The sequence below is a fragment of the uncultured Salinicola sp. genome (assembly GCF_937921195.1).
In the GTDB taxonomy this organism is placed as follows: Bacteria; Pseudomonadota; Gammaproteobacteria; order Pseudomonadales; family Halomonadaceae; genus Salinicola.
The window spans coordinates 1-2,226 of the sequence record NZ_CALFQK010000132.1; the positions used below are offsets into that span (position 1 = coordinate 1).

Here is a 2,226-nt window from a genome sequence, read left to right on the forward strand (position 1 = left end):
TTCGCCTTGCGCTCGAAGCGTTCCTTCTGGTTTAAACCCGGTTTATTCATCCAAATCGATGGGGGCAGGTTGCGTGCGCCTGAAAGCGCCGTAGAATCAAGTTGCTACACCAAAATCCGCCAGCAGCTTCGGACGCACGCATGGGTGAAACGCTACGGCCGGTCACGGCCGGATTCAACCGCTCTCTTTCGATCGAAACTCGCGCCGAGCGCCTGACGGGCGATCCTGGCGCAGTACTGCTGCGAGAAGCTCTCGACGCGACCGGGATTATCGGCTGGATGGCGGCGCGGATGAAGGACAGCCGCCGCCAAGCCGATGTCGTGCATGACCTGCCGTCGCTCTTGCGGACCATGGTGCTCCTGGTCGCTCAGGGTTGGCAGGACCACGACGATGCGGATGCCCTGCGGCATGATCCAGCGATGCGTGTGGCGGCCGCCTCGTCGGCCGGGCTGACGCCGCTGACTGGGCACCCTGGGCTGGCCTCTCAGCCCACGCTTTCGCGTTGCACAGCGATGCTGGCGGAGCCAGGCAACCTGAAGGTTCTGCGGGAGGCTGCCCTCGAACTCGCCGGTCGGAACCTGCGCGCCGAGAATGGCGGGCAGCGGCGCACTCGCATGACGCTGGACGTCGACAGTCTGCCCATCGAGGTGCATGGCCATCAACCGAAGGCCGAGTGGAACGGGCACTACCGGACCCGGGTCTATCACCCGCTGGTCACCTCCATCGCCGAGACCGGCGACATGCTCGACGCGCGTTTACGCCCCGGCAATGTCGGCACTGCCGACGGTGCGCTGGACGTCATTCTCGACGTCGTCGATCGGGCCGAGGCCAGCCTGTGCAAGATCACGACCGTGCGCATCGATGCAGGCTTCCCCTCTGGCGCGCTCCTGTCGGGCCTGGAGGGGCGCGGCATCCACCACGTCGCCCGCCTGCGGGCGAACGCAGCCCTCGACAGGCTCGCGGCGCCGCACATGAAGCGACCGCCGGGACGACGGCCGACGGAACCGCGGCTTTGGACGCATGAGCTGGAATACCAGGCGCAGGGCTGGGACGAGCCCCGCCGTGTGGTGCTGGTGGTCAAGGAGCGCGAGGGCGATCTGCTACTCGACCGCTTCTTCCTCGTCACCTCGATCTCGCGCTTCCAGATGAAGGGGCAGGCCCTGCTGGACCATTATCGCCAGCGCGGCAAAGCAGAAGGCCACATGGGCGAGCTGATGGACGTGCTGTCTCCAGCGCTGTCCTCCACCAATCGCGCCAAGACCCATCTGCGCGGCAAGAAGCCGAAATCGGTCACGCCCCCCATCGATGCCTTCGCCTGCAACGAAGTCCGGTTGCTCGTCGCCATGCTCGCCTACCAGATCATGCACGTGGCGCGCCGGGCCATGGCGCGCGCCACGAAAGCCCCTTGGAGCCTGCGCCGCCTGCGGGAACGCGTGCTGCGCGCCGGCGCTCGTCTCATCATCTCAGCCCGGCGCATGACCTTGATACTTGCCGCAACGGCCGCGCCCTACTGGGCCGCCATCTGGCCGCAGATCCAGATGCTACGCGGGGCCGACCCATAATCGCGAGCAAGTTGCAGATGCCGCCGACAGAATGAACGCCCAGGGGCGGCCAGAAGTCGTGGCCGATCCAAAGGGCGAAATCATCCAAAGGATGTCGTCTCGTCCACTCTCTCAACCAAACCGGGATGCGTAGCTCTCATCGGCAACAACCTGGTGCCAAGAAGCCGGCAAGAACGGCTTCAACCCGCCTCCAGCGCGCCGCCGAGCCGGCTCGGCGAATAATGCGGGTTAAAGAAATCTGTTGGAACCAATCAGCTATGGGAGTGTTGGATCACCGATGGCCGGTTCGAGTTTCAAGCGACAGCTGTTGGTATATGCCCAACTTTTCTTCGGCATGGCCCTGTTCGGTACAGGTACCCCGTCAGCCAAGATCGTGTCAGAAGCCTTTCCCGTGTTCCTCGGACCCTTTCTCCGTCTGACAGTAGCGGCCCTGGCATTGACGCCCTTTCTCTTCATCTACCGGAAACAACTGTCCCAAATATCCCGACAGAACTGGATCAAGATCGTCGTAATCGGCGGTGTGGGCATCGTTGCCTTCACGCTGTTCCTGCTCTACGGCATGCAACGCGTGAACGGTGTGGTCGGTTCGGTTGTGATGAGCCTGAGTCCTGCGGCAATGGCCACGGCTGCCTTTATCTTCATGGGTGACAGCTTGGGCTGGCGC

At 63.7% G+C, this 2,226-nt stretch carries 2 protein-coding genes; both read left to right on the forward strand.

All coding sequences use genetic code 11. The annotated features are described in order from the left end of the window. Positions 1-140: 140 nt before the first annotated feature. Positions 141-1,562, forward strand: coding sequence for an IS1380 family transposase (locus tag Q0602_RS14890; RefSeq protein WP_074743528.1), 1,422 nt, complete (start codon positions 141-143; stop codon positions 1,560-1,562). A 241-nt stretch (positions 1,563-1,803) separates the two neighbouring features. Continuing rightward, positions 1,804-2,226: DMT family transporter (locus Q0602_RS14895; RefSeq protein ID WP_298844938.1), on the forward strand; the 423-nt coding region annotated here is incomplete at its 3' end.